The following is a 22,246-nucleotide window of genomic DNA, read 5'->3' on the forward strand; positions in this document are numbered from 1 at the left end:
GCAGACAGAGCACCCAGAGCGATGGACCTGACGACCGCAGACCACGTGGCGACCGCGCCACCCGCGCCGACCTCACCCACCAGCCGGCAACGATGGCGCCAGGCGCGCGGACTGGAGTTCCTGGGCCCGGTCCAGGGATCCGGCCTGAAGGACCCGGCGTTCCTCGTGCGCCGCGTCGACGACCAGGTGGTGCAGCTGTCCGAGCTGCTCCACCTGGTCGTGCGCGCGGTCGAGCCGCCCCGGCCGGCCGAGGAGGTCGCCGCCGACGTGAGTGCGGCGTACGGGCGGACCCTGACCGTGGAGGGACTGGCGCACCTCGTGACCACCCGTCTCGAGCCCCTGGGGCTGGTGGTCCCGGACGAGTCGCCGGAGCCGACGCGGGCGGTGCGGGCGCGACCCCTGCTCACGCTGACCGCCAAGGGCACGCTGATCCCGGCCGGCCTGGTGAACCGCCTGGCCGGCGCACTGGTGCCGTTCTTCTGGCCGCCGCTGGTCGTCCTGGCGCTCGCGGCGCTGGTCGCCGCCGACGTCGCGCTGGTGACGCAGGGCGACCTCTGGGCGGCGATCGGCGAGCTCTTCGCGACTCCGACGATCGCCCTGCTGATCTACGCGCTCCTCACGGCGGCGGCCATCGTCCACGAGCTCGGTCACGCGGCCGCCTGCCGCTACGGCGGCGCGCGCCCGGGCGAGATCGGTTTCGGGCTCTACCTCGTCTTCCCGGCCTTCTACACCGACGTGACCGACTCCTACCGCCTCGGCCGGGCCGGCCGGGTGCGCACCGACCTCGGTGGGCTGCACTTCAACGCCCTCACCGTGCTGGTGCTCGCGGGGGCCTACTTCGCGACGGGCAACGGCGTCCTGCTGCTGACCGCGTTCGTCCTCCAGTTCCAGATGCTCCAGCAGCTCATCCCGGTGGTCCGCTTCGACGGCTACTACGTCCTGTCCGACCTGGCCGGCGTGCCCGACCTGTTCGCCCGGGTCGGTCCGGTGCTCCGGAGCCTGCGCCCCGGACACCCCGCCGACCCGCGCGTGACGGAGCTCCGGCCGCGTTCGCGGCGGTTCGTCACCGGCTGGGTCGTGGTGGTGGTGCCGTTGCTGGTCGGGGCGCTCGGCTGGGCGGTCTGGTACCTCCCCGAGTTCCTCGAGCGCGGACGCGAGGGCCTGCAGCTGCAGCAGCTGGTCTTCGACCTCGCGTGGCAGCAGCGCGACTGGGCGGCCATGGCCCTCGCGGTGGTCTCGATCGCCCTGCTGCTGCTGCCGATCCTGGGCGCGCTGCTGGCCCTGTGGCGGGTCGCGTCCACGCTGGTGCTGCTGGCCCGGAACCGGCTCGTGGCGAACGGCGCGGCGCCGTCCGAACCCGTCCCGGTCCCGGACCCGCCGCGGGTGGTCTCGGCGGCCGACTTCACCGACGAGGTGATGTACGCCGCCCCGGCACCGGTCCCGACGCAGGGCTGGCGCAGCACGGTGTACCGCGGCAGCGGCCACCTGCTCAACCCCGGACCGAGCCTGCCCGAGCAGCGCCGGCGCGAGCTCGAGCGCCGGCTGCGCACGCCGATCGACGGCTCGCGGCGCGTGGTGGTGATGAGCCGCAAGGGCGGCGTCGGCAAGACGACGATCACGCTGGCCCTGGGCAGCACCTTCGCGCTGCTGCGCGGCGACCGCGTGATCGCGGTCGACGCCAACCCCGACGCCGGCAACCTGGCCCACCGGGTCGCACCGCCGCACGACCGCACGGTGACCGACGTGCTGCGCGACCTGGACCGGATCACGACGTACGCCGCGCTGCGCCGCTACACCTCGCAGGCCGTCGAGTCGCGGCTCGAGGTGCTCGCCTCCGACGACGACCCCGGCATCGGCATGGCCCTGGCCCGCGACGACTACCACCGGCTGATCGGCCTGCTCGACCGCTTCTACAACCTGATCCTGCTCGACACGGGCACCGGCATCCTCGACAGCGCCAACCAGGGGCTGCTCACCGAGGCCGACCAGGTCGTGCTGGTGGTGCGCGCCGGCCTCGACGGCGGCCGGGCCGGCGCGCTGACCCTCGACTGGATGGACCAGCACGGGTTCGACGACCTCGTCGCGCGCACGGTGGTGGTGGTCAATGCCGAGCGCCGCGGCAGCGAGCCGCCGGAGCCGATGCGACGGCACTTCGAGAAGCGGTGCGCGCGCGTCGTGACGGTCCCGTGGGACGACGCGCTCGAGCCGGGCGCGCTCACCGACATGTCCGCGCTGCACCGTCGTACACGTGACGCGCTGGTCGACATCGCGGCGGCGGTGGCCGACAACTTCGTCCTCGGGAACGACTCGTGACCGCGCGCGGCGTGGTCGCGCACGCCGTCGTGGCGACCCTGCTCCTGGCCGGTGCCGCGGACGCCACCTCCCGCGGGCCGGCTTCCCGGGGGGCGGCCGACGAGCGGCGCGACCTCGACCTCGTCGCCAGCGCGCAGCCCAGCGACCAGCGCCGCGAGGACAGCGACGTCGTCGTCGGCGAGACCATGGTCCGCGAGGACGCCCTCAAGGCGGACGCGGTCGCGACCACCACGACCTCGTGCCACGGGTGCCGCGGGGACAGCACGGTGGTGCAGGTGCTCTACGTCCCGGGGCCCTCGTCGGCCCGCTTCGACAACGTCGCCTCCGCCTGGACCCAGGACTGCTGGGACTGCAGCGCGGCTGCCCTGGCCGTGCAGGTGGTCGTCATCGGGCCGGGCACCCGGGCGCGCCCGACCAACCGGGCGCTGTCCATGGGCGGGGCGTGTGCCACCTGCGTCACGGCGACGGCCGCCTTCCAGCTCGTCGTGCAGGTCGACGCGGTGGGGCGGCTCCCGGACGCGGCGCTCGCCGAGGTCGCCGCCTGGGTCGAGGCCGAGGCCTCCGCGCTCCGGACAGCCGTCGTCACCCCGGTCACGCCACGACGCGCGGAGCGGGCATCGTCCCGCTCCCTCGGCGAGCTCCGCCGCGTCGTCGTACGCGCCCTCGACGGCCGCACCCGCTCCGCCCGGGTCGCGGTCACCCGCTGATCCACCGAGTCGGACTCAGTCGAGGCGGGCCACCAGCGGGAGCCGGGAGCGGGCGGTCAGCCCGACGACGGCGGCAGTGAGCAGCGGCAGGACGACCACGACCGTCGCGATCAGCAGCCACGGGATCGCCAGGTACGGACCGACGTCGCCGTCGGGACCCATGCTGAAGCTCGTCAGGGGCCGGGACACCGCGATCCCGGGCACGAACCCGACCACCGCGCCCAGCACCGCGCCGGCGAGGCCGATGACCAGGGCGTACGAGGCCGCGACCGCGCGTCGTGCCCGGGGCGCCGCGCCCACCGCGCTCAGCGTGGCGAGGTCGGGACGCGCGTCGGCGAGGGCGAGGAACGTGGCCGTCAGGGTTCCCCCGAGCATCAGGACCCCGCCGAGGACCCCCAGCACCAGCAGCACGATCGTCGCCTCGGGCGGGCGCTGGTAGCCCCGCTCGACGTAGACCGAGGTCTCGGACTGCGCGCCGCCGACGGCCTCCTCGATCGCCGTCTCCGTCTCGCGGTCGACGCCGCCGGTGAGGACGAGGGCGTTGGTCGAGGTCTCGCCACCGACGTCCTGGGCCAGCCCTGAGGCCATCTCGGGCGGGACGATGGCCTGGCTGGGTGCGGTCCCGTCGACCACCACGTAGCTCGCCGGGACGGTGCGGCGCACGTTGACCGTGGCCTCCTCGGCCATCTCGTCACCCCACCTGTCGGCCAGCACGACCACCTCGTCCGCCGCGACCGGGGCGTCGTTGAAGACCACCATGCGGCCCGCGGCGAGCGCAGCATCGGCCTGCTCGCGGGCGGCGTCGTCGAGGCCGACTGCGCGCGAGTCCTCGGCGACGATCATCGACGCGCCGTAGCCACCGGAGTAGGCCAGGGACAGGTGCCGCTCGTCACCCGTTGCGCCCGGCACGCGCATCGTCCAGCCGACCCATCCGCCGGTCGGGAGCGACTCGGGGAGCCCCTGCACGGGCGCGACGCCGACGTCGGGGGCGGTCTCGCGGACCACCTGCTCGAGACGTGCCCACACCGGATCCGTGTCGGGCGCCTCCTCGCCCGGGAGGACGGTCGGCCACCACGACACCCGGCCCTCGCCCATCGCCATCTGGGGGTAGTAGGTCGCCTCGTTGCCCTTCTCGTCGCTCGCGTTGGCGATCCCCAGTGCCACCACACCGGCGACGGTGGCGGCCACGGCTGCGACGGCCGGCACGGTGCGGGTGCGATGACGTACGGCGTCGCGCGCGGCGTAGCGGGCGGGCAGCGGCAGGCGACGGGCCGCCCGCCCCAGCAGGGTGACCACGACCGGCACGACCAGCACCATGCCCAGCACCGACACGATGGCCGACAACGACATCCACGTCGCCCCGTTGCCGTCGTCGGAGCTCACCGCGCCGTACGCCGAACCGGCGGTACCGAGGCCGAGCATGACCAGCCCGAGGATCGGCGTGCTCGCTCGCGGGGCGCGGTCACCGCGCCGACCGGCGAGCACCGCGACCACGTCCTGGCGCGACGCGATGACCGCCGGGACGACCGCGGCGAGGAACGCGGAGAGCAGTCCGAAGGCCGCGACCAGCAGGAGCCAGCCCCACGGGACCTCGAACGGGCCGAACCACTTCCAGTCGAAGAGCTGCACCGCCGGCACCACGGCCCAGCCGACGAGGATGCCGAGGAGGACCCCGACGACGGAGGCGAGGAGGCCGAGCACGAGCCCGCCCGCCAGCACGACGCGGCGGGTCTGGGTCGGCGTACCGCCGGACGCGGCCATCAGCGCCAGGACGCGCGCCTGGCGACGCGCCCCGACGGCGAACGCCGGGCCCGCCAGCAGCACCACCTCGAGCAGCGTCATGGTCACGACGAGGGCGAGGATCGCCAATATCTCGTCGCGCCCGGTGTCGTAGCCCAGCTGCTCGGCGATGGTCTCCACGTCCGGCGGATCGGCCAGGACGGCGCGCGACGCGACGACGACGCCGATCGCGTTGAGCTCGCGGACCTGCGCCCAGCTCACCGGGTCGGACTCGACCAGCCAGTCCGAGCGGTGGGTGGTGTCGGACGCACCCACCGCGCCGATGGGCCCCAGCACGGTCGCGTTCTGGCGGCTCGTGGCGTCGCGCCCGACCCCCACGATCGTGGCGGTCGTGTCGGCCACCTTGATCTCGTCGCCGAGCGCGAAGCCCTTGCCGATCATCGCCGTGTTGACCACGACCTCGTGCGGCCCGGCCGGCAGGGTGCCCTCCTGCAGCTCGAAGAGGCCCTCGGCCATCGGGTCGTGGAGGTCGACCTCGGTGACGTCGAAGAAGATCGCGCGTTCGCCGACCCGCGCCTGCGCGTGGGTGCGGAGCAGGGGCAGCAGCCGCGCGTTGGCGCCCAGGACTTCACGGATCTCGTCCTCGGAGGCCGGTCGGCCGCGACGGAAGTCGTCACCGACCTCGGCCCAGTCGTACTCCCCGGGGTCGGGCGCCTGGATGATGGGCCCGCGGCCCTCCGACCACAGCCGCGCGTCCGCGGCACCCATGAGCCGCGTCGCGGACTCCGAGCCGGACACGTCCGAGGTCTTCCACACCACCGCTGCGGCGCTCACCGCCAGCACCGGCAGGCAGATCATCACCAGCACGAGGGCGCTGCGCCCCCTGGCGCGCAGGACGTCGCGCCACGCGATCCGCAGCGCCGGCCGCCACCCCCTCATGCGGGGTCCCCGGGGCGTTGTTCGGGGGAGCGAAGCGGAGGAGAAGAACGTCGTGGGGTGTTCATCGGGCCGCGCCCCTGTCGAGCAGCGTCTCGGGCTCGTCCGAGCCGGACTCGTCGACCACCCGCCCGTCGCGCAGGAACACCACCCGGTCGGCCCACCCGGCGTGCCGTGCCTCGTGGGTGACGAGCAGGCCCGCCGCACCGGCGTCGCACCGCGCGCGGAGCAGCCGCAGGATCTCCTCACCGGTGTCGGTGTCGAGGGCGCCCGTGGGCTCGTCGGCCAGGATCAGGCGACGGTCCCCCACGATCGCGCGGGCGATCGCGACGCGCTGCTGCTGGCCGCCGGACATCTCGTCGGGGAACCGGTCGGCGAGGTCCTCGATGCCCACCTCGGCCAGGGCAGCCAGGGCGTACCGGCGGGCGACCCTGGCCTTCTCGCCGTCGAGCTCGCGTGGCAGCGAGACGTTCTCCGCGGCGGTGAGGGCGGGGATCAGGTTGAAGGCCTGGAAGACGTAGCCCACCGACGTACGACGGATCCGGGCCTGGCCGGCGGCGTCGAGCGAGGCGAGGTCGGTGCCCTCGATCCGGACCGACCCGCCGGTCGGCTGGTCGAGTCCGCCGGCGAGGTTGAGCAGGGTCGACTTGCCCGATCCGGACGGACCCATGATCGCGACGAGCTCCCCGGGGCGGACCCGCAGGGTGATGCCGCGCAGCGCGTGGACCTCGGTGGCCCCTTCCCCGTGGACGCGGGTGACGGCGGCGAGGTCGAGGACGGCGTTCATCGGGTGGTCTCCCTGTCGGTGGTAGGTCGTACGTCCCGGGTCCCGGCCGCGCGTCGCAGTCGGGCCTCGCAGTGGTCGAGCCAGCGGACCTCGGCCTCGGCGTCGAAGACGAGCGAGTCGAGCACGAGGCTCCACGCCAGGTCGGCGGGGTCGGTCGGCTGCGCGGCGCGGCCGCTGCGCTTGAGCCGGGTGTAGTCCTGGAGCGCGGACATCGTGGCCGTCCGCTGCTTCTGGATGAGCCCGCTGACGTCGACGCCCGGGAGCGTGACGGCGATGGCGAGCTTGATCGCGAGCTCGTCGCGTGGCGGTTGTGCGCGGGGCACCGGCGTGGTGAACCACGCCGATGCCTCGCTGCGCCCGGCCTCGGTGGCGCGGTAGCTCACGTGACGGTCACTGGCGGGGTCGTCGGCACCCCCGTGGTCGACGACCTCCACCAGTCCGTCACGCTCGAGCCGAGACAGCGTCGTGTAGACCTGCCCGATGTTGAGCGGCCAGGTCTCCCCGGTGCGCTGCTCGAACTCCGCCCGGAGCTGGTAGCCGTACATCGGCCCCTGCTCGAGCAGGGCGAGCATCGCCTGCCGGATCGACATCCGCGCCTCCGTGACCTGTCCATCGATCCCTGTCGACCGATGGATACCGGGTATGTATACCACGTATGCATGCCGGCACGAGCGCCGCTGGCTGCGACCTGTGGGGGTGGTCCGTCACCGGGAGGGCGTTGTCTGCCCTTCCAGGTGACGGACTCCCCGCTCGAGCGGGGACTCTGCACAGAGGGGCCGCCCGGAACTCAGACGGCCGCGACCGTGAGCACCACCCGCGCGCGGTCGTCGCCGGCCAGCCACCGGCGGCGTGCGCGGCGCAGGCGGACCGTCGACCAGACGAGGAAGGGCAGCGCCACCACGGCCGGGACCCACGCCCACGGGAGCGCGGCGAGGCCGGTGAAGAGCATCGCGGTCAGCGTCGTGACCAGGGAGAGCCGGCCGGCGTACCCCGCCATCGCGGCGTGCGGCGCAGGCGTCGCCCGGGGCGAGGAGAGGTCGACCGAGTAGGGCGACCGGATCGACCAGGACATCACGATCGCCAGCACCTGCAGGACCACGACGAGCCAGCACGACGCCACCGCCACGCCCACCACGAGGGGCGGCAGGCCGTTGCGCAGCAGCGCCAGCACCACGGTCACCCCCGACACCACAGCCATGCACTCCGCGACCACCAGGGCGCGTACGTCGAACACGTCGGCCGCAGACACCGGCAGCGTCTCGCGCCAGACCATCCCCCTGCCGTCGAGGCACCAGGCGTTCACGCCGAAGAGCAGCGCCGCGCCGCTCGCGGTCAGGCCGGGGAGCAGCAGCACGGTCCCCCACTCGAGGCCGGCGACGAGCGCGACCAGGCCGGGGCCGATCCCGAGCACCATCAGGCCGCGGCGCATCCCGACCGAGCGCCACACCGACCCGCGGTCGAGGCGACGCAGCAGGGCGCGGTCGCCGGACCCCCAGCGAGGCTCGGGCGCGGGGCGCGCCTCGTGCACGCCGGACTGCACCCGCAGCTCTTCGCGCGGTGGCAGCCCGAGCGCCCAGGCGGCCGGCCGGGCGCCGAGCACGACCGCCACCGCCGCGAGCACGAGCAGCAGGGCGGCGGCGAGCGGCCAGCGGCCGGTCAGCGCGGTGTCCGCGACCCAGGTGGTCGGGAGGGCGCGCGCCAGCGGCGCGAGCAGGCCCGCGAGGTGGAGCCCGGCGAGGAGCACGACGACCGCGCCGGCGACGAGTCGTACGACGAGCACGCCGCGCTCGGTGCGGCGTACGCCCTCGACGGCCCAGCCGGCCGCCTGCCCGAGAGCGGTCGCGGCGAGGACCCACGCCAGGACGACGACCTGGGCGCCGAGCAGGCGTCCGGGCGGTGCGACCAGCGCGGTGATCGCGAGGAGCCCCCAGGCCTGGACCAGCCAGGCGAGGTTGACCGGGGCGAGGAGCAGGGCGCCGAGGTGCTCGGTGACGGGACTGATCGGGTGGACGGACGCCTCGCTGCGCGACAGCAGCTCGCGACCGCCGCCGCTGCCCATCGCGGCGCTGACGGCCAGCAGCAGGAAGCCCGCGAAGGCGGCGCCGAGGTTGCTCTCGAGGGCCGCGAGCGCCCGCTCGAGCGGTGCCGAACCGGCGGCCTGCAGGTCGACCCGCGAGGGCCCGACGGCGAAGACCGCGGTCAGCACGACGACGACGGCCAGGCCGAGGCCGGCGGCGCCACGACGGCGTACGGTCCGGGCGCGGAAGCCCATCAGGTGACGGGTGTCGCGCGCCGCCTCGAGCCAGGCGTGCGGGGTGTCAGTCGAGGAGGGCACGGTAGGCCTCGCCGGTGAGGTCGCCCGCCTGCATCGCGGCGACCCGGTTGCCGCCGCGCAGCACGACGGCCTCGCCGCAGGCCTCGAGCGCGAGGTCGCGCAGGTGGGTGGAGAGCAGGACGCACGCGCCGCGGGCGCGCGCGTCGGCGACGACCTCGAGGGTGGCCTCGACACCGAGCGGGTCGACGCCGTCGAACGGCTCGTCGAGCAGCAGAACGGCCGGCTCGTGGAGCGCGGCGAGGACGACGCTGAGGCGGCGGCTCATGCCGTGGCTGAAGCCGCCGACCACCCGGTGGGCGACGTCGCCGAGCTCGAAGCGCTCCAGCAGGTCGCGCCCACGCTCCTCCCAGTCCGGCATCCGCCGGAGCCGGGCGCTGAGCTGGAGGTGCTCCCAGGGTGTCGCTCGCGGGACGAGGCCGCCCACGTCGGGGCAGTAGCCGACGGCGCGCTTGACGCCGAGAGCGTCGGTGGCGGCGTCGTGGCCGGCGACCGTGACCGCACCGGAGGTGGGCGGCACGACCCCGGCGAGGACCTTCATCGTCGTCGACTTGCCGGCGCCGTTGCGCCCGAGCAGGGCCGTCGCGCGCCCGCTGGCGGCGGTCAGGTCGACCCCCGAGACGGCCTCGACGTCGCCGAAGCGGACGTGCAGGTCGCGGACGACGACGGCGGGGCTCTGGCTCACCGGACGAGTGTGCCGCGCTTCAGGGGTCCGCGAGGGCGCTTTGGCCGGACAATGATCGCTGTAACGCCGATGGGGGCAGCGGGCGGCGCCGGCCGACCGGTCCAGACGGGCAGGCGACGGTCGCCGTCCCGGCGCACCATGGAAGAAGTCGGCAGGGTGGCGGAACCGGAGGGGGTGCTCGCGGGTCGTTCTGGTCATCCGGAGAGGAGGCCGGCATGGATGAGGACACCGTGAGCATCGGCGGTCCGTGGTCGTCGAACGACCCCACGAGCCTCCGCGACGTGTTCGACGCGAGCTACCGCCGCCTCGTGGTGCAGCTGTTCGGCGTCACGGGCAGCATGGACGAGGCCGAGGACCTGGTGCAGGAGGCCTTCGTCCGTGCCGCGGCGGCAGGTCGGCGCTTCGCCAGGGTCGAGAACCCCGAGGCGTGGCTGCGGACGACCGCGATCAACCAGCACCGCAGCCGCTGGCGGAAGCGACGCAACGCCCAGCGTGCGCGGAGCCGCATGGTGGCGCCCCGCGACCCCGAGGCACTGGAGTCACACCTGGAGATCATCACTGCGCTGCGCGCCCTTCCGGAGGCCCAGCGACAGGTGATCGCCCTGTTCTACCTCGCGGACCTCCCCGTCGAGACGATCGCCGAGGAGCTCGGCGTCGCGGCCGGGACCGTGAAGTCCCGCCTCAGTCGAGGACGAGAGGCACTCGCCTCGCACCTCGCCTACGCCGAAGGAGGCGTCCCCCATGTCTGAGCGACTCCTGGAGGCGTTCCGCGAGGAGGCCGAGCACAGCACCCCCCTGCCGGACTTCGACCTGATCTCGGCGGCCGGTCGCGACCGGAGGCGGCGCCGTCACGCGGTGGTGGCCGCCGTGACCGCCTGCGTGCTCGGGGCCAGCGGCCTGCTCGCAGCGACGTACGGCGACCGCGCCGACCCACAACCGGCCGAGGACTCCGACGGCGCGTCCTCCGCGCGGCCCTTCCCCGTGGGGGCGATGACCACCCTCGAGGAGGGCACCTACGAGCTCGAGCCCCTCGATCCAACACTGCCCACCGTGCGCTTCACCCTCCCCGCCGGCTGGAACTCCTGGGCCGGGCCCAACCGGTTCGAGGGTCTGTCGGACGGGACGTCGGAGCAGGTCGGCAGCAACGAGGACGTGCTCGACAGGGGTCCCGGGTGGGTGGTCGGCATGCTGGGCCTGGACGTCCAGTGGCTCGCCCAGCCCGGGTGCACCATGGGGGAGGTGATCCGCGCCGACACCACGACGCTGGTGGAGGCGCTCACCAACGTTCCTCGTCTGGAGGTGGTCTCCGGCCCCGAGCGAGGCATACGTTTCGGCCACCGTGTGGTGCACCTACGCCTGCGGGAGCAGGGCCGGGCGGGACAGTGCCCCAACGAGGCCTACCTCAACGCTGCTCCCACCGCCCAGGTCACCTACCTCGGACGCGGCACGACGTACGACGCCTGGGTGATCGACCTCGACGGTCGACCGCTCCTGATCTGGGCCGCGTGGACGCGCGACGCCCCCGACGACGAGGTGGACGACCTGCTGCGGATCGTCGACTCCGTCGAGCTGGTCCCACCCGACCCCTCCTGAGCCGAGTCGGCGCATCCTGACTCGCGAAACGCGTCGAGTCGGCGCATCCTGGCACCGCGAGGCTCAGGATGCACCGACTCGACCTTCTGTCCGGCGCAGGATGCGCCGACTCGACTGTCGGCGCGTCAGGCGGGGAAGGAGCCGCCCTTCGCCGCGAGGTCGCGGAGGTAGGCGGTCGGGCGGAAGCGCTCGCCGTAGGCGTCGGCCAGCTCGTCGGCGCGGGCGAGGAAGGCGTCGAGCCCGACCGGGCCCACGCCGTGGCCGGTGTCGTCGAGCGCCTGCCAGCCGGTCATGAACTGGGCGGCACCGCCGGTGAGCGCCGGGAAGCCGATGCCCATGATCGAGCCGATGTTGGCTGCGGCGGCCGAGGTGATCACGCCCTCCTCGAAGCACTTGGCCGTCTCGAGCGCCTCGATGAAGAGCATCCGGTCGCGGACGTCGCGGATCGGGACCTGCTGCTCCGCGACGGGGAAGTGCTCCGCGAGCCCGGGCCACAGCGTCGTACGCCGTCCGTTCTCGTCGTAGTCGTAGAAGCCGGCGCCCTTGAGTCGCGAGGGGCGGCCGAGCTCCAGCATGGTGTCGACGACCTTCGACGACGGGTCGGCGGCGACGTCCTTGCCCGCGACCTCCCAGGCCGCCTCGTTGGCGACCCGGATCTTCTTCATCAGCTCCATGTTGAGCTCGTCGCTGATCTGCAGCGGCCCGACCGGGAAGCCGGCGGACGTCGCGGCCCGCTCGAGCGAGACCGGGTGCACGCCCTCGGCGAGCATGGCGAGGCCCTCGTTGATCTGGGTGCCGATGACGCGCGAGGTGTAGAAGCCGCGCGAGTCGTTGACCACGATCGGCGTCTTGCGGATCTGCTGGACGACGTCGTACGCCTTGGCCAGCGCGACGTCGGAGGTCTCCGCGCCGCGGATGATCTCGACCAGCGGCATCTTGTCGACCGGGCTGAAGAAGTGCAGGCCGATGAAGTCCGCGGGCCGGTCGATGCCGGTCGCGAGCTCGGTGATCGGCAGCGTCGAGGTGTTGGAGCACAGCAGCGCGTCGTCGTCGACGTACGGCGCCACCTCGGCGAACACCTTGGCCTTGAGCGACGGGTCCTCGAAGACGGCCTCGATGACCAGGTCGCAGCCCGCGAGGTCCGCCGCGTCGGCGGTGGGGGTGATCCGGCCCAGCAGCTCGTCGGCCTTGTCCTGCGTGATCTTGCCGCGTTCGACGCCCTTGGCGTTGAGCTTCGCGGTGTACTCCTTGCCATTCTCGGCCGCCTCGAGCGATACGTCCTTGAGCACGACCTGCATGCCGGCGCGTGCGCAGGAGTAGGCGATGCCCGCGCCCATCATCCCGGCCCCGAGGACCGCGACCTTGGTCGCCTGCCAGCGCTCGATGCCCTGCGGGCGCAGGGATCCGGAGTTGATCGCCTGGAGGTCGAAGAAGAAGGCCTGGATCATGTTCTTGGCCTGCTGGTTCACCACCAGGTTGGTGAAGTAGCGGCTCTCGATGCGCGACGCGGTGTCGAAGTCGACCTGCGCACCCTCGACCGCCGCGCTCATGATCGCGCGCGGGGCGGGGTAGACCGCGCCCTTGGTCTGCTTGCGCAGCAGCGCCGGGAACGCCGGGAGGAACTGCGCGAGCGCCGGAGTCCTCGGGGTGCCGCCGGGCATCTTGTAGCCGGCGCGGTCCCACGGGTTCTTCGCGGCGTCCTCGTCGTCCTCGTGCTCGAGGATCCACTGCTTCGCGGCGGGCACGAGCTCCTCGCGGGTGGGCAGGACCTCGTCGACGAGACCCTTGGCCAGCGCGCCCTGCGGGTCGAACTGCGTGCCCGGCATGAGCACGTCCATCAGCGCGGACTGGAGCCCCAGCATGCGTACGACGCGGGTGACCCCGCCGCCGCCGGGCAGCAGGCCGAGCGTCGCCTCGGGCAGCCCGATCTTGACCGAGCGGTCGTCGACGGTGATGCGGTGGTTGGCCGCGAGCGCGATCTCGAGGCCGCCGCCGAGCGCGGCGCCGTTGATGGCCGCGACGACGGGCCGGGGGTAGGTCTCGAGCCTGCGGAGGCTGGCCTTGACGGCCTCGCCCATCGCGAAGATCTCCTCCGCGTCGTCGGGCGTCGCCTTCATCATGTTCTTGAGGTTGCCGCCGGCGAAGAAGGTCTTCTTCGCGCTGGTCAGGACGACGCCGGTCACGTCGTCGACCTCGTCGTGCAGCCGCTGGACGGCCGCCTCCATCGACGACTGGTAGAGCTCGTTCATGGTGTTGGCGCTGGCCGTCGGGTCGTCGAGGGTCAAGGTGACGATGCCGTCGGCGTCGCGGTCGTAGCGGACCGCGGTCTGGGTGGTGGTCTCGGTCATGCGGGAGTCCTGTCTGGCGGGGTAGTCCAGTGAGAATCGGTCGTCACGGGGCGCTCGGGGCGGCCAGTTCTCACTGAACTACCCCGGCGACCCGGAGGGGCGCGCTCAGACGAGCTCGACGATCGTCGCGATGCCCATGCCGCCACCGACGCAGAGCGTGGCGAGGCCGCGCTTCTGGTCGCGGCGGGCGAGCTCGTCGACGAGCGTGCCGAGGATCATCGCGCCGGTGGCGCCGAGCGGGTGGCCCATGGCGATGGCGCCGCCGTTGACGTTGGTGACGTCGTGGCTGATGCCCATGTCGCGCATGAACCGCATCGCGACGGCGGCGAACGCCTCGTTGATCTCCCACAGGTCGATGTCGTCGACCTCGAGCCCGGCCCGGGACAGCGCCTTGCGGGCGGCGGGCGCGGGGCCGGTGAGCATGATCGTCGGGTCGGCGCCCGAGACGGCGGTCGAGATGATGCGCGCGCGCGGCGTCAGGCCGAGCGACGTACCGACCTCCTCGGTGCCGATCGCCATCAGGGCCGCGCCGTCGACGATGCCGGAGGAGTTGCCGGCGTGGTGGACGTGGTCGATCGCGGGGATCCAGTGGTACTTCTCCAGCGCCACGTCGTCGAAGCCGGCGTCGCGCCCGATCTGCGCGAACGACGGCCTGAGCCCGGCCAGCCCCTCGACCGAGGTGTCGGGGCGCACGGTCTCGTCGCGGTCGAGCACGGTGACCCCGCTGAGGTCCTTCACCGGGACGACCGCGTCGTCGAAGTAGCCGTTGGCCCATGCCTTCGCGGCGCGGTGGTGCGACTCGGCGGCGTACGCGTCGACGTCCTCGCGCTTCCAGCCCTCGATCGTCGCGATCAGGTCGGCGCCGATGCCCTGCGGCACGAAGCCGGTCTGCAGCGCGGTCGCGGGGTCCATCGCCCAGGCGCCGCCGTCGCTGCCCATCGGCACGCGGCTCATGGACTCGACGCCGCCGGCGATGACGAGGTCCTCGAAGCCGGAGCGCACACGCTGCGCTGCCTGGTTGACGGCCTCGAGGCCCGAGGCGCAGAAGCGGTTGAGCTGCACGCCCGCAACGGTCTCGGGGTAGCCGGCCTTGAGCGCGGCGGTCTTGGCGATGTCGCCGCCCTGGTCGCCGATGGGGGTCACGACACCGAGCACGACGTCGTCGACGCGGGCCGGGTCGAGCGTGGGGTTGCGGGTCTTGAGCTCGTCGAGGAGTCCGACGACCAGGTCCACCGGCTTCACCTCGTGCAGCGAGCCCACGGCCTTGCCGCGGCCGCGAGGTGTGCGGATGTGGTCGTAGACGAATGCTTCTGCCATGTGGGCGATTGTGACACCATTACTGTCACAGTCCAACAGGTGTGGCGCGCGTCACCCACCCCATGGGGTCTCCGGCGGAGGAGGCGGCTGAGGAGAGGATGGTCCGGTGGAGACAGAGCTGCAGGCCGACCGGGAGACCGGGACGGACACCGAGCTGCTGTCGCTGGACGAGCTGACCGAACGCACCGGCGTCAGCGCGCGCAACGTGCGGTTCTACGCCTCGCGCGGCCTCGTGCCCCCGCCCGTGCGCCGCGGTCGCTCCGGCTACTACGGCCCCGACCACGTCGCGCGGCTCGAGCTGGTGCGCGAGCTGCAGGGCCACGGGTTCACGCTGTCGGCGATCGAGAAGTACGTCGACCAGATCCCCGAGACCGCGACGCCGTCCGACATCGCCCGCCACCTCTCCCTGCTGGCGCCCGTCACCGGTGATCGCGACGTCGACGTGCCCGGCGGCCTGTCGGGGATGGGCATCTCCCCCGAGGCGGCCCAGGCAGTGGCCGAGGTCTACGCCGAGCACGGTCGCCAGGTGGCCGAGGAGCTCTCGGAGATCGTGCGCACCAAGATCTGGCCGCAGTTCCGCGAGGCCGGCTACACCGCCGAGCAGCTGCGCGAGTTCATCCACCGCCTCAAGCCGCTCACCATCGCGGGCCTCGTCACCGCCTACGAGCAGGCGATCGACGAGAGCCAGGCGTCGTACGACGCCAAGCGGCCGCGATGACGGGAGGCGCGGTCTACCTCATCCTCGGACTGTCGCTGCTCCTGGCGACGCTCCTGCCGCACCTCACGCGTCGGGTGGCGCTGTCGCCCCCCATGGTCCTCGTCGGCGTCGGCCTCGCCATCGGCCTGCTCCCCCTCTCCGACGACGTGAGCCTGCAGCCGGAGGACAACCGCGAGCTCATCACCCACGTCGCCGAATTCACCGTGCTGGTGTCCCTCATGGGCGTCGGGCTGGCGATCGACCGGATCCTCGACCTGCGGTCGTGGCGCTCGTGGCGGACCTGGTCGCCGGTGTGGCGGATGCTCCTGGTCGCCATGCCGCTGACCATCCTGGGCACGATGCTGCTCGGCTGGTGGGTCGCCGGGCTGGCGCCCGCGGTCGCCCTGCTGCTGGGCGCGGTGCTCGCGCCCACCGACCCGGTGCTCGCCTCCGACGTGCAGGTGGGCGAGCCGCTCACGGACGACGTGGCCGAGGCCGAGGCCGAGGACGGCGTGGAGGAGGACGATGACATCCGCTTCTCGCTGACCGCGGAGGCCGGCCTCAACGACGGGCTCGCCTTCCCGTTCGTGCACCTGGCCCTGCTGCTCCTGGCTGGCGGCTTCGGGCTCGCCGAGGCCGGGACGTGGCTCGGCTGGTACGTCGTCGGCAAGCTCGCTGTCGGGGTCGTGGTGGGGCTCGGCGCCGGATGGCTCCTCGGGAGACAGGCCTTCCACGCGCGCAAGGAGGAGCTGCGGCTGGCCGACGCGGGTGAGCCCCTGCTCGCGGTCGCCGCCCTGCTGGCGTCATACGGCGCCGCGGAGCTCGTGGGCGGCTATGGCTTCCTCGCGGTCTTCGTGTGCGCGATCCGGTTGCGCGCCTCCGACAAGGGCAACGCCTACCACCGGGCGATGCACGGCGTGGTGGAGCGCCTCGAACGACTCATGACGCTGCTGATCCTGCTCGTCCTTGGGATGGCGATGACCCGGGGCCTGCTCGAGCACCTGGACTGGCGCGGCGTCGCGGTGGCCCTGGCGCTCGTGCTGGTCGTGCGGCCGCTGGCGGGCTGGATCGCCCTCGCGGTACTCCCGCGAGACGAGCGCGAGGACGGCGGCCTGGACCGCGGGGAGATGGCCGCTGTGGCGTTCTTCGGCGTGCGCGGCGTCGGCTCCGTGTTCTACCTCGGCTACGCCGTGACCCACGAGCACGTGCCCGACGAGCCGTGGCTCTGGTCCACGGTCGCCTTCACGATCATCGTGTCGGTGATCCTCCACGGCGTCACCGCGACGCCTGCGATGGCACGCCTCGACGCCCGCAGGAGGGCTCCCTCCGCGACTGGGTGAGGCGTACGTGCGGTGCGGGCTGACAGAGTGGGTGCATGAGCACAGTCCTCGTCACCGGTGCCACCGGCTTCATCGGCCGCCGCCTGGTCCCCGCCCTGGTCGAGGAGGGTCACGACGTCCGCGCGATGACCCGGCACCCCGACTCGTACGACGGCGAGGGCGAGCCGGTCGGGGCGGACGTGTCCGACCCCGACTCGCTCGGACCCGCGCTGGCGGGCGTCGACGTCGCGATCTACCTCGTCCACTCCCTCGACGACCCCGACTTCGAGCGCAAGGACGCGCAGGCGGCCCGCAACTTCAGCGCGGCAGCCGCCGCCGCCGGGATCAAGCAGATCGTCTACATGGGCGGCCTGGGTGACGACGACGACGACCTGTCCGCACACCTGCGCTCGCGGCGCGAGGTCGAGCACCTGCTCGGCCAGGACGGCGTACCGGTGACGGTGCTGCGAGCCGCGATCGTGGTCGGCCACGGCGGCATCTCGTGGGAGATCACCCGCCAGCTCGTGAAGAACCTTCCCGCGATGGTGGTGCCCAAGTGGGTGAACACGCGGACCCAGCCGATCGCGCTCGACGACGTGATCCGCTACCTCGCTGGCGTCGTCGGCAAGGAGGAGGCCCTCGGCCGGGTGTTCGAGATCGGCGGCACCGAGCAGCTGACCTACCTCGACATGATGAAGGTCGCCGCCGAGTCGATGAACGGTCGTGCGATCCCGATCATCACGGTCCCGGTGCTGACCCCGCGGCTGTCGTCGTACTGGCTCGCGCTCGTCACCGACGTCGACGCCACGACGGGACGCAACCTGATCGACTCGATGTCGCACGAGGTCGTCGTCAAGGACACCTCGATCCGCGACGTCGTGCCCGGGGAGCCGCTGTCCTACCGCGAGTCCGTACGACGCGCGCTGGCCGAGCGCGCAGCCGCCGAGCAGTCCTAGAAGAGCAGCGCCTAGAAGAGCAGCGGTAGCAGGAAGAGCATCGACAGCGACCACGTGATGTGTGTCAGGATCGGCGCCAGGATGCCGCCGCTGGCCCGCCGCTCGAGGCCGCAGACCGCGCCGAGCAGGATGGCGGCGAAGGCGAGCATCACGTTGCCGGTCGCGAGGGTCGCGACGACGTACGCGATCGTCGTCCAGAACACCGGGTGGCGCGGGATCGCGGCGTACATCGCGCCGCGGAAGAACAGCTCCTCGGCGATGCCGTTGACGAAGGTGATGGCCGCCAGGATCGTCAGCGAGCCCTGGTCGGCGTACTCCAGGACGCTGCTGACGTAGTCGGCGAGCGGCTCGATCTCGCGCACCACCAGCGCGCCGAGGACGAAGATGCCGACCATCAGCAGGCCCAGCAGGATCGGCGCCAGGATCGGCCGGATGAAGACCTCGCCGTCGCCGGCGATGCGACCCAGGTGGAGCCGCCCTGACAGGAAGGCGCCGGCGGCCCAGACCCCGGCCAGCACGACGGCCGCGACGTAGAAGGTGTTGCCGCCGGGCTCGAGGCGCAGCGACCAGCCGAGGACGCCCGCCCCGACGAGGACGACGACCGCCGCGACGACCTGGCGTCGCCGGAAGGCGGCATCGCTGTCACGCTGGTCGCGCGGGACGACGTCCCACAGCGATCGCTGGATCCAGGCACGCATGCGAGTCAGCCTAGGAGGGCGCCTCTAGGAGCCGGACCGCAGGAGCTCGCGGACCCGCGGGACGACCTCCTCGCCGTAGAGGCGCACCGACTCCAGCCGCTGCTCGTGCGGCAGCGAGCCGACGGAGTACTTCAGCTGGAAGCGGGAGAGCCCCAGCGTCCGGGCGGCCCAGGCGATCTTGCGGGCGACGGTCTCCGGCGAGCCGACGAAGAGCGCACCCTGCGGGGAGGCGGCCTGCTCGAACTGGAGACGCGAGTACGGCGGCCAGCCGCGCTCGCGGCCGAGGCGGGTGTAGAGCTCGGCCTGGTGCGGGTAGAGCTGCTCGCGGGCCTCGTCGTCGGTGGCCGCGACGTGGCCCGGGGAGTGCATGCCGATCGGCAGCTCGGGCAGGTCCATCCGGCCGAGCGCCTCGCGGTAGAGGTCGGCGAGCTGGACGAAGCCCGCTGGCGAGCCGCCGATGACGGCCAGCATCAGCGGCATGCCGTACTGCGCCGCGCGCACCACCGACTGCGGCGTGCCGCCGACGCCGATCCAGGCGGGCAGGCGGCCGGCGGCGGTCGTCGGGTAGACGCGCTGGTCGACCAGCGGCGGGCGGACGCTGCCCTCCCACGACACGGGGCCCTCGCTCTGCAGGGCGGCGAAGAGGTCGACCTTCTCGGCGAAGAGCCGGTCGTAGTCGGACAGCTCGAGCCCGAACAGGCCGAAGGACTCGACGAACGACCCGCGGCCCAGCTGCACCTCGGCGCGGCCGTTGCTCACCGCGTCGAGGGTGGCGAAGCGCTGGTAGACCCGGATCGGGTCGTCGGAGGACAGCACCGTGACGCCGGTGCCGAGGCGGATGCGCTCGGTCTGCCCGGCGATGGCGGCGAGCACGACGTCGGGCGCGGAGATCGCGTAGTCCGGGCGGTGGTGCTCGCCGAGGCCGATGTAGTCGATGCCGACGCGATCGGCGAGGACCGCCTCGGCGACGACCTGGCGCAGCGTCTCCGGGTGGTTGCCCGGGGCGCCGTCGAGCGGCGCGTCGCCGAAGGTGTCAAGGCCCAGCGTGGGGTGCTCGCGGGTGCCGAGCACCGAGAAGTCGAAGTCAGCCATCGGTTCCAGTCCTCCAAGTTGGTTGAAGGGTGAACCATCGTGGGGCGGCGGGCATTCCGGCGGCGCCCACGCCCCGCTCGGAACGGCCGGCCGGCCGGGGATCCCCGAAGTTGTCAGGCCGTGCACGGGCCGACATGTTCAGGGATCCCCGGCTGCCCGGGGATCCCTGAAGATGTCAGGCTCTTCTGCGCGGTGGCGTCAGCGGCTGCGGCTGAACGACGACGCGCTGTGCGCGCGACCGCCCTGCGAGGAGCCGCCCGACTGGCCGCCGCTGCGGCGACGCTGGCCGCCGGACGCGGACGACGTGCCCGAGGCCTGGCTGCGCTGGCCGCCGCCCTGGCCGCGACCCTGGCCACGGGACTGGCCGCCGCCCTGACCGCCGCCCTGGCCGGTGCTCTTGCCACGACGACGCGAGCGGTTGCGGCCGCCACCGCCGGCGCGGGCACCCTGGGCGCCGGCACCGGTGGGGGTCTCGACGACGAGGCCGCCCGGCACGAGGGTCCGCTCGCCGGGGGCGAGCTGCACCAGGACCGGGTGGTCGGGGCCGTTGACCTTGGTGGTGACCGGCTTGATGCCGGCCTGACGGGTCAGGTCGCGCACGTCGCGGACCTGCTCGTCGGTCATCAGCGTGATGACGGTGCCCTCGTTGCCGGCGCGGGCGGTGCGGCCGGAGCGGTGCAGGTAGGCCTTGTGCTCGACCGGCGGGTCGGCGTGGACCACGAGCGCGACGTCGTCGACGTGGATGCCGCGGGCGGCGATGTCGGTCGCGACGAGCGTGGTGGCCGACCCCGAGTGGAAGGCCTCCATGTTGCGGGTGCGCGCGTTCTGCGACAGGTTGCCGTGGAGCTCGACCGACGGGACGCCGGACTTGTTGAGCTGGCGGGCGAGCGCCTTGGCGCCGTACTTGGTGCGGGTGAAGACGACGGTCCGGCCCGGCGCGCTGGTCAGGTCGACCAGCACCGGCACCCGCTGCTCGCGCGAGAGGTGCAGCACGTGGTGGTGCATCGTGGCGACCGGCGACTGCGCCGAGTCGGCCTCGTGGGTGACCGGGTTGCTCAGGAACCGCTTGACCAGGACGTCGATCGCCTTGTCGAGGGTGGCCGAGAAGAGCAGGCGCTGGCCCGACTGCGGCGTCTTGTCCATGATCCGGCGCACGCCGGGCAGGAAGCCGAGGTCGGCCATGTGGTCGGCCTCGTCGAGCACGGTGATCTCGATGGCCGAGAGGTCGGCGTGACCCTGGCCCATCAGGTCCTCGAGGCGGCCCGGGCAGGCGATGACGACGTCGACGCCCTTCTTGAGCGCGGTCACCTGCGGGTTCTGGCCGACGCCGCCGTAGACGACGACGGACGACAGGCCGGCAGCCTTGGCCAGCGGGGCCAGGGCGGCGTGGATCTGGCCGACCAGCTCGCGGGTCGGGGCCAGGATGAGGGCGCGCGGCTTGCGCGGCATCGCCGGCATCTTGGACGCGTCGAGGCGGGCGACCAGGGGGAGCAGGAAGCCGTACGTCTTGCCGGAGCCGGTGCGGCCACGGCCGAGGACGTCGCGGCCGGCGAGGCTGTCGGGCAGCGTCGCGGCCTGGATCGGAGTGGGAGTGGTGATGCCCTGCTGCTCGAGGATCTGGACGAGCGAGGACGGAACGCCGAGGTCGGCGAAGGTCATGTGACTGCTTTCGGTTGGCGTCTCGCCACCGTGAGCCGCGGGCCTGGAAGTGCAGGTGTGGTGCGGCGTACGTGCCTCAGAAATGAGGGAGGATCCCGGAGGACCTGCGCCCGGGGCAAGACCGGCCGGGCGTCTGAGGTGTCAACGCTAGCGGGACGGGTGGTGTTCCGGCCAATCCATTGCCGTGTGAGTCGGGACTCAGCACCCGACATCGGGAGTCAGGCGCAGCACACGGCCTCGGCCTCGGTAGGCGTGGGCTGCTCGACGGGCGCGTCGTCGGTGATCGTGTAGACCTCCCAACGCTCGCCGTCGGGCGTGCCCTGCACCCAGAACTTGTCCTGCTTGGCGTAGCAGCAGGTGGTGTCGCGCTCCTCGGTGGTCGCGAACCCCGCGGCCGCCAGGCGGGTCAGCTCGCCGTCGACGGTGTCGACGTCCTCGACCTCGACGCCGAGGTGGTTGATGCTCCCACCCTTGCCGGCGTTCTCGATCAGCACGAGCTTGAGCGGCGGCTGCGCGACGGCGAAGTTGGCGTAGCCCGGGCGCACCTTGTGGGGCGCGGTGTCGAAGAGCGTGGAGTAGAAGGCGATCGACGTCTCGAGGTCGTCGACGTTGAGGGCGAGCTGCAGGCGGGACATGGCGTGCTCCTTCGGATATCGATGAATGTCTATGTCCGAGATTGCCCCAGACATCGACATCTGTCAATATCGTGGGGTGTCGAAGTCCGCGCTGACCCTGACCCCCGTCGAGACCGTCGCCTGCTGCTCGCCCCTCGTGCGCGAGCCGCTGCCCAGCGAGCAGGCCGAGCGCGTGGCGCCGCTGTTCAAGGCGCTCGCCGACCCGGTCCGGCTGCGGCTGGTCTCGATCGTCGCCGGGAGCGAGGGCGGGGAGGCGTGCGTGTGCGACCTCAACGACGCCTTCGACCTGTCGCAGCCGACCATCAGCCACCACCTCAAGGTGCTGCACGAGGCGGGTCTGCTCGACCGGACCAAGCGCGGCGTCTGGGTCTACTACGCCGTGCGGCGCGAGGTGCTGGCCGACCTCGCCGCGCTGGTCGGGGGCGCGTGACC

General features: G+C 72.9%; 19 protein-coding genes. 8 read left to right on the top strand and 11 right to left on the bottom strand.

Annotated features, from left to right (window positions below; genetic code table 11):
- Positions 1 to 21 precede the first annotated feature (21 nt).
- Complete coding sequence (locus HOO61_RS03545; protein ID WP_172256981.1) at positions 22 to 2,313, top strand: MinD/ParA family protein; 2,292 nt, start codon at positions 22 to 24, stop codon at positions 2,311 to 2,313.
- Positions 2,310 to 3,020, top strand: a complete 711-nt coding sequence (locus HOO61_RS03550; RefSeq protein ID WP_172256983.1) for a hypothetical protein — start codon at positions 2,310 to 2,312, stop codon at positions 3,018 to 3,020. Before HOO61_RS03545 ends, HOO61_RS03550 begins: the two co-directional genes overlap by 4 nt.
- A gap of 15 nt (positions 3,021 to 3,035) precedes the next feature.
- Here the strand turns inward: HOO61_RS03550 and HOO61_RS03555 are convergent, their stop codons facing one another.
- The 5 genes from HOO61_RS03555 to HOO61_RS03575 all read right to left on the bottom strand — a co-directional run bounded on the left by HOO61_RS03555 (position 3,036) and on the right by HOO61_RS03575 (position 9,500).
- Positions 3,036 to 5,699: an ABC transporter permease gene (locus HOO61_RS03555; protein ID WP_172256985.1), complete on the bottom strand. Its 2,664-nt coding sequence runs from the start codon at positions 5,697 to 5,699 to the stop codon at positions 3,036 to 3,038.
- Positions 5,700 to 5,760: 61 nt separating this feature from the next.
- Positions 5,761 to 6,483 (bottom strand): ABC transporter ATP-binding protein, encoded by a 723-nt coding sequence (locus HOO61_RS03560; RefSeq protein WP_172256987.1) that lies wholly within the window; start codon positions 6,481 to 6,483, stop codon positions 5,761 to 5,763.
- Positions 6,480 to 7,073, bottom strand: coding sequence for a PadR family transcriptional regulator (locus HOO61_RS03565; RefSeq protein WP_172256989.1), 594 nt, complete (start codon positions 7,071 to 7,073; stop codon positions 6,480 to 6,482). Before HOO61_RS03565 ends, HOO61_RS03560 begins: the two co-directional genes overlap by 4 nt.
- A gap of 197 nt (positions 7,074 to 7,270) precedes the next feature.
- Positions 7,271 to 8,818 (bottom strand): hypothetical protein, encoded by a 1,548-nt coding sequence (locus tag HOO61_RS03570; protein WP_172256991.1) that lies wholly within the window; start codon positions 8,816 to 8,818, stop codon positions 7,271 to 7,273.
- Positions 8,802 to 9,500 (bottom strand): ABC transporter ATP-binding protein, encoded by a 699-nt coding sequence (locus HOO61_RS03575; protein WP_367650008.1) that lies wholly within the window; start codon positions 9,498 to 9,500, stop codon positions 8,802 to 8,804. Before HOO61_RS03575 ends, HOO61_RS03570 begins: the two co-directional genes overlap by 17 nt.
- A gap of 215 nt (positions 9,501 to 9,715) precedes the next feature.
- Between HOO61_RS03575 and HOO61_RS03580 the strand changes: the two genes are divergently transcribed.
- Together HOO61_RS03580 and HOO61_RS03585 are read left to right on the top strand one after the other, a co-directional pair.
- The gene (locus HOO61_RS03580) at positions 9,716 to 10,249 is read left to right on the top strand and encodes an RNA polymerase sigma factor (protein WP_172256995.1); all 534 of its coding nucleotides are present in this window, start codon (positions 9,716 to 9,718) and stop codon (positions 10,247 to 10,249) included.
- Positions 10,242 to 11,093, top strand: a complete 852-nt coding sequence (locus HOO61_RS03585; RefSeq protein ID WP_172256997.1) for a hypothetical protein — start codon at positions 10,242 to 10,244, stop codon at positions 11,091 to 11,093. Before HOO61_RS03580 ends, HOO61_RS03585 begins: the two co-directional genes overlap by 8 nt.
- A 125-nt stretch (positions 11,094 to 11,218) precedes the next feature.
- Here the strand turns inward: HOO61_RS03585 and HOO61_RS03590 are convergent, their stop codons facing one another.
- Positions 11,219 to 13,441, bottom strand: coding sequence for a 3-hydroxyacyl-CoA dehydrogenase NAD-binding domain-containing protein (locus HOO61_RS03590; protein WP_172256999.1), 2,223 nt, complete (start codon positions 13,439 to 13,441; stop codon positions 11,219 to 11,221).
- Positions 13,442 to 13,546: 105 nt separating this feature from the next.
- Positions 13,547 to 14,758, bottom strand: a complete 1,212-nt coding sequence (locus HOO61_RS03595; protein WP_172257001.1) for an acetyl-CoA C-acetyltransferase — start codon at positions 14,756 to 14,758, stop codon at positions 13,547 to 13,549.
- Between the two features lie 106 nt (positions 14,759 to 14,864).
- Here HOO61_RS03595 and HOO61_RS03600 point away from each other — a divergent pair, with 106 nt between their 5' ends.
- Genes HOO61_RS03600 through HOO61_RS03610 form a run of 3 tightly spaced genes read left to right on the top strand, consistent with a single transcriptional unit; the run spans position 14,865 to position 17,730 of the window.
- A complete protein-coding gene (locus tag HOO61_RS03600; RefSeq protein ID WP_367650009.1) occupies positions 14,865 to 15,476 on the top strand; it encodes a helix-turn-helix domain-containing protein in 612 nt (203 codons plus the stop codon).
- Positions 15,473 to 16,795 carry a sodium:proton antiporter gene (locus HOO61_RS03605; protein WP_172257003.1) on the top strand — a complete coding sequence of 441 codons (1,323 nt, stop codon included), beginning with the start codon at positions 15,473 to 15,475 and terminating at the stop codon, positions 16,793 to 16,795. Before HOO61_RS03600 ends, HOO61_RS03605 begins: the two co-directional genes overlap by 4 nt.
- Before the next feature lie 35 nt (positions 16,796 to 16,830).
- Complete coding sequence (locus HOO61_RS03610) at positions 16,831 to 17,730, top strand: NAD(P)H-binding protein (protein WP_172257005.1); 900 nt, start codon at positions 16,831 to 16,833, stop codon at positions 17,728 to 17,730.
- Between the two features lie 11 nt (positions 17,731 to 17,741).
- Here the strand turns inward: HOO61_RS03610 and HOO61_RS03615 are convergent, their stop codons facing one another.
- The 4 genes from HOO61_RS03615 to HOO61_RS03630 all read right to left on the bottom strand — a co-directional run bounded on the left by HOO61_RS03615 (position 17,742) and on the right by HOO61_RS03630 (position 21,814).
- Positions 17,742 to 18,428, bottom strand: coding sequence for a CPBP family intramembrane glutamic endopeptidase (locus HOO61_RS03615; RefSeq protein ID WP_172257007.1), 687 nt, complete (start codon positions 18,426 to 18,428; stop codon positions 17,742 to 17,744).
- Positions 18,429 to 18,452: 24 nt separating this feature from the next.
- Positions 18,453 to 19,520 carry an LLM class flavin-dependent oxidoreductase gene (locus tag HOO61_RS03620; protein ID WP_172257009.1) on the bottom strand — a complete coding sequence of 356 codons (1,068 nt, stop codon included), beginning with the start codon at positions 19,518 to 19,520 and terminating at the stop codon, positions 18,453 to 18,455.
- Positions 19,521 to 19,718: 198 nt separating this feature from the next.
- A complete protein-coding gene (locus tag HOO61_RS03625) occupies positions 19,719 to 21,179 on the bottom strand; it encodes a DEAD/DEAH box helicase (RefSeq protein ID WP_172257011.1) in 1,461 nt (486 codons plus the stop codon).
- 218 nt (positions 21,180 to 21,397) lie between these two features.
- Entirely contained in the window at positions 21,398 to 21,814 is a 417-nt protein-coding gene (locus tag HOO61_RS03630) for an ArsI/CadI family heavy metal resistance metalloenzyme (RefSeq protein ID WP_172257013.1), read from the bottom strand.
- A gap of 76 nt (positions 21,815 to 21,890) precedes the next feature.
- On the opposite strand from HOO61_RS03630, the gene HOO61_RS03635 reads away from it, so the two are divergent.
- On the top strand, positions 21,891 to 22,244 hold the full coding sequence (locus HOO61_RS03635; RefSeq protein WP_367650010.1) for an ArsR/SmtB family transcription factor: 354 nt from the start codon (positions 21,891 to 21,893) through the stop codon (positions 22,242 to 22,244).
- Positions 22,245 to 22,246 lie beyond the last annotated feature (2 nt).

Origin of the sequence: Nocardioides sp. zg-1230, assembly GCF_013155335.1 — a bacterium.
Taxonomy (GTDB): Bacteria; Actinomycetota; Actinomycetes; order Propionibacteriales; family Nocardioidaceae; genus Nocardioides.